The following is a 3,306-nucleotide window of genomic DNA, read 5'->3' as shown; positions in this document are numbered from 1 at the left end:
GATGCGCACCGAAGTGACCGCCGGGCAGTACCTGGACGTTCTGACGGTGGTGACCGGCGACACGTCGACGGACCGGGCCAGCAAGGTGGCCCGGTACAAGTCGGCGAAATACACGGTCGAACGGCCGCTGCTGCTCGGTGCGGCACTGGCCGACGCTCCGGAATCACTGATGCGGGCCTACTCGGGCTACGGGCTGCCGCTGGGCGAGGCGTTCCAGCTGCGCGACGACGTACTCGGGGTGTTCGGCGACCCGGCGCAGACCGGTAAGCCGGCCGGCGACGACCTGCGCGAGGGAAAGCGGACGTATCTGGTGGCGGCCGCGCACGCCGCGCTCGGCCGGCAGGAGCGGGCCGAGCTGGAGGCCCGGCTGGGCGATCCGGCGCTGGACGACGCGGGGGTGGAGCGGCTGCGGGCCCTCATCCGCGACAGCGGGGCGCTGGCGCGGACCGAGGAGCGGATCACGGCGCTGACAACCGCGGCGCTGGCGGAGCTGGCCGCGGCGGAGGTCGAGGCGGAGGCGCGGGGGGTGCTGCTCGAGCTCGCCGACGCGGCCACCCGGCGAGCCGTCTGAGCCCGATCCAGATCAAGGCCAAATGGCGGTCGCGCCTCGCCTCGAATGGGGAGATCTTGGTAAAAAGTGGCCGCCATAGGGGCCAAATTTTACCAAGATCTACCGATTTGGGCTCCCTTCCGAGATCCCGTTACCCGAGAACAGAATCGCCATACTCACGGTCATCGCCTCCCGGGATCTGCGGTTGACACAGGGCACTCCCGCCGAATGCCAGGTGCGTGCTTGGTCAAACCCCACCGGTCGACGGCCGGCGGGCCAGACCGGCGATGAGCAGGACGGCCGCAGTGAGCTGCAGAGCGGCGGTCAGCGCCTGCGTCGGCTGGGGCAGCGCGTCCGTCGCGGTGAACAGGTCCAGCGAGAACACGCTCGCGTCGTCGTGGACGGCGTAGGGCAGACGGGCGGCCCCGATCGCGGCGTCGATCCAGATCAGCCCCGTCACCGCCAGCAGCAGCGCACCACCGGCGGCCCGCAGGCGTCGCTGAGCGGCCGCCACGACGGCGAGCGCGAGCGCAGTCAGCGCCAGCAGCAACGGTAGGACAGCCATGACACCGGCCGACAGCCTCGGGGCCGGCGCGTCGTTGCCGAAGACGGCGACTATCGCGACTTCGTGGACCTCGGACTCGATCACCGCGAGGCGGACAACCGTGTAACCGACGACCAGGACCGCTGCCGCGATCCCCGTCAGGAGCCCGGCCCGGTTCGGCCACTGCCCGCCTGCGGTTCGCGTGCTGACCACCAGCAGCACCAGGACGAAGAGAAGAACGGCCGTCACCGGGATCAGGCTTTCCAGCTGCGTCCGCCGGATCAGGCCGTCGTACTGCTCGGGGCTGAGGAACTGCAATCCTGCGCCGTCGGTTGGTGGCGGGGGCACGGTCAGCGCGGCCCCGATCACCAGCACAGCCGCGGCGAGGCTCAACCCCCATCGCGGGGGCCCTCCGCCGGCCAGGATCGCGTAGGCCAGCAGGCAGAGCGTGGCCAGCACCTCGGCCGGGCGGTACAGCGGCCGGGCGAACAGCACCCCGATCACGTGCACCACCGCGAGCACGGCCGCGGCGGTCAGCAGCCACGGCCTCAGACGCACCGCGGGATGGTGTCACATATCGGCCGAATCCCGCTGTCCCATGCGGGCCCGGGCCCAGCTCAGCAGCCGGCTGCCCTCGCCCGCCGCCGGTGTGCGCTGCACTCCGCGGCGGCCCAGCCAGACCCAGACCGACAGGGTCAGCAGCACCATCGCGAAGCCGAAGAAGAGGTCCTCGACCGGCGCATACGCCAGCCGCCAGCCGATGATCGCCGCCGGGTCGTAGATGACGATCCGGCGGCCGGTCAGGATGCCGTTGGACAACAACTGGAACGTGATGATGATCGGGTACGTGGCCCAGAACACCACCCGGGTCACCAGCCGGGTCCGCAGCACGGCCAGGTCCACGATCAGCGCCCCGGCCACGCCGAGCAGCGCCGCGACGGTGTAGGTCATTCGTCACCGGCCGGGCGGCGCAGCACGGCCCGGACCGCCTCGAAGCCCAGCACCGCGCAGACCGGCACCACGACGAAGAACAGCACCTCGTCCAGCGGCAGGCCGCCCGGGAACAGCACGCCGGTGGTCTGTTCCGGGTCGAAGGTCCAGTGCCCGGCGGCGATCGCGCCCAGGTCCCAGAGCACGAAGACCACCACGACCGGCAGCAGCGTGAGCAGCAGCCGCCGCCACCGGCGCAGCACGTTGACCTTCAGCACCGGTTCCAGCCAGATCGCGGACACCAGGCAGCCCGCGAGCACGAGGAGGTACGCCAGGTGTCGCATGTGGGCGGTCAGAAACCGAGCGCCTGGGCACGCCGCTTGACCTCGCGGGCCCGGTCCCCGCCGAGGCCCTTGGCGCCGCAGCCGTCCACGGTTGCGTCCGGCTCGTAGAGCCACCGCAGCGCCTCTTCGTCGTTGTACCCAGCGTCGCGAAGCAACGTGAGGATGCCGGGGAGGTGCTTGAGCACGGTGCTGTTGGCCACCAGCTCCGCCGGCACCACGCGGACACCGTCGCGCCGGACGGCGAGCAGAGCACCGTCGCGGATCATCTGGTGCACCTTGCTGATCGACACGCCGAGCTTGTCCGCCACGTCGGGCAGGTTGATCCACTCGGTCGGGCCGGTGGGCTGCGGGGCCCCCGCCTCACCCACGGTTACGGAATCGGTCACCCGACCAGCGTGCCATGCCCGCTCCGCGGCTGACCAAGCGGAGCATGCGGAACCGGGAAGTGCCCGGTTCCTCGAGATCGGAGAACAGTCCCGATGACCATGTGGCGCAAAGCCCGCACCGAGGTGGCCGGAGCGTGGCGCTCGGTGCGGTACGACCTGGGCCGGCCCGAGCCGGACGCCGATGGGCCCGCTGCCGGCGGGACAGCGGCCGGCGGGACAGCGGCCGGCGGGACAGCCGTCCGGCCGGGGGCCGGTCACCCGGACGTGACCTCGACCGGGTTCAGCACCTTCGGCGGTGCCGGCCTGACCGGTGGACTGCGCACCTCGTACGGCGAGCAGCTCGTGCCCCGGCCGCGGCGGATCGCGGCGGTCTCGGCCTTCGGCGTCCTCGCGGTCGCGGGGGCCGCGGGCAGCTACTTCGCGGTCGTCAACGGGATCGGTGCGCTGGTCGGCGAGAAGCCGGCCGGGGCGGAGCCGTACCCGCAGGCCGCCGAGGCGCCGCGCGGCTCCGAGGGTGAGCTGTCCAACTCGGGACTGGGCCGGGGCACCGCC

Annotated in this window: 6 protein-coding genes; 2 read left to right on the top strand and 4 right to left on the bottom strand. The window is 72.0% G+C overall.

Features of this window, described 5'->3' with window-relative positions; all coding sequences use genetic code 11:
* Positions 1 to 571: polyprenyl synthetase family protein (locus AB0C29_RS39915; RefSeq protein ID WP_360832005.1), on the top strand; the 571-nt coding region annotated here is incomplete at its 5' end.
* Between the two features lie 226 nt (positions 572 to 797).
* On the opposite strand, the gene AB0C29_RS39910 is transcribed toward AB0C29_RS39915, so the two are convergent.
* The 4 genes from AB0C29_RS39910 to AB0C29_RS39895 are packed head-to-tail and all read right to left on the bottom strand — an operon-like array spanning position 798 to position 2,754.
* Positions 798 to 1,652, bottom strand: coding sequence for a hypothetical protein (locus AB0C29_RS39910; protein ID WP_360832002.1), 855 nt, complete (start codon positions 1,650 to 1,652; stop codon positions 798 to 800).
* 12 nt (positions 1,653 to 1,664) lie between these two features.
* On the bottom strand, positions 1,665 to 2,045 hold the full coding sequence (locus AB0C29_RS39905; protein ID WP_360831999.1) for a lycopene cyclase domain-containing protein: 381 nt from the start codon (positions 2,043 to 2,045) through the stop codon (positions 1,665 to 1,667).
* Positions 2,042 to 2,368: a lycopene cyclase domain-containing protein gene (locus AB0C29_RS39900; protein ID WP_360831996.1), complete on the bottom strand. Its 327-nt coding sequence runs from the start codon at positions 2,366 to 2,368 to the stop codon at positions 2,042 to 2,044. The genes AB0C29_RS39905 and AB0C29_RS39900 overlap by 4 nt, the downstream gene beginning before the upstream one ends.
* An 8-nt stretch (positions 2,369 to 2,376) precedes the next feature.
* Positions 2,377 to 2,754 carry an Rv2175c family DNA-binding protein gene (locus tag AB0C29_RS39895; protein WP_360831994.1) on the bottom strand — a complete coding sequence of 126 codons (378 nt, stop codon included), beginning with the start codon at positions 2,752 to 2,754 and terminating at the stop codon, positions 2,377 to 2,379.
* Between the two features lie 93 nt (positions 2,755 to 2,847).
* Between AB0C29_RS39895 and AB0C29_RS39890 the strand changes: the two genes are divergently transcribed.
* The coding region (locus tag AB0C29_RS39890) for a hypothetical protein (protein ID WP_360831992.1) at positions 2,848 to 3,306 on the top strand (459 nt) is incomplete at its 3' end.

The sequence above is a fragment of the Actinoplanes sp. NPDC048791 genome (assembly GCF_040650095.1).
GTDB lineage: Bacteria > Actinomycetota > Actinomycetes > Mycobacteriales > Micromonosporaceae > Actinoplanes.
The sequence above is the reverse complement of the archived record's forward strand: the minus strand, read 5'-3'. Positions and strand labels throughout refer to the sequence as shown.

What these genes read in the sequence shown, in the direction of transcription:
- AB0C29_RS39905 (WP_360831999.1), bottom strand. Translation starts at nt 2,045, where the DNA reads ATGACCTACACCGTCGCGGCGCTGCTCGGCGTGGCCGGGGCGCTGATC.
- AB0C29_RS39900 (WP_360831996.1), bottom strand. Translation starts at nt 2,368, where the DNA reads ATGCGACACCTGGCGTACCTCCTCGTGCTCGCGGGCTGCCTGGTGTCC.